The following is a 685-nucleotide window of genomic DNA, read 5'->3' on the forward strand; positions in this document are numbered from 1 at the left end:
GCGATCACATACGTGGCACCGGCAGTGATGAGCACGGCCACCAGATAGCCCGCGATCGGGCTGCGCTTGTGCAGGCGTTCGAGTAGATCGCCGAGATAGTCGAAGGGAGTGTTCATGCAGCACTTTCGTTGCTTGCAGCGTCGATCGCGTCGATTTGCGCGGTCAGCCGCTCGCGAATGCCAGCATGGCCAAGGCGATCAAGGTTCTTCCGTCACTCCACAAGCAGTCCGCGAAGTTCGGCGAGGATAGCCGGCGCAGGCGAGGCGCGGCGGTTCCATGCGGCGATAGCGGCGCGCTTGTTGGTTTTCCCAGGCCCTTCTGCGCCGCACGAATTGCACTTGACCCAGTGCAACGCGATGAAGCGGTATTCGACGTCGGCGCTTTCGCAAAACGGGCAGTCGCTCAGCTTGTCGCTCATCGGGTGTCTCCCGGTTTTCGTTGTTGCATCCATCCGTATGCCCACGCGACTCGTGCCCATTTTGGCCATGCGGATCGATGGCGAAGTCCGAATCCGATTGGGATTCCATTTGATCTTGCGCGCCGGCCCATGGCCTCGAACGCGCGCTTACCTGCGAGAGGTTTAGCCACGATCGCCTCCCTTCCCACCCTGCGCGCCCTGAACACCAGCGGCGTCGCTACAGTGGCAGCCATACCCCTCGTTGTCCGGACAGCTTTCAGGCGCCCC

The 685-nt window shown here is 62.0% G+C and carries 1 protein-coding gene; it reads right to left on the reverse strand.

The window, feature by feature from the left end:
• Nucleotides 1-211 precede the first annotated feature (211 nt).
• Complete coding sequence (locus FQ705_RS18820) at nt 212-418, reverse strand: Lar family restriction alleviation protein (RefSeq protein WP_186307911.1); 207 nt, start codon at nt 416-418, stop codon at nt 212-214.
• Nucleotides 419-685: the final 267 nt, after the last annotated feature.

The organism is Paraburkholderia sp. BCC1884, assembly GCF_900996225.1.
Classification (GTDB): domain Bacteria; phylum Pseudomonadota; class Gammaproteobacteria; order Burkholderiales; family Burkholderiaceae; genus Paraburkholderia.

Excerpts from the sequence above, each read along its gene's own strand:
- FQ705_RS18820 (WP_186307911.1), bottom strand. The coding sequence starts at position 418 with ATGAGCGACAAGCTGAGCGACTGCCCGTTTTGCGAAAGCGCCGACGTC.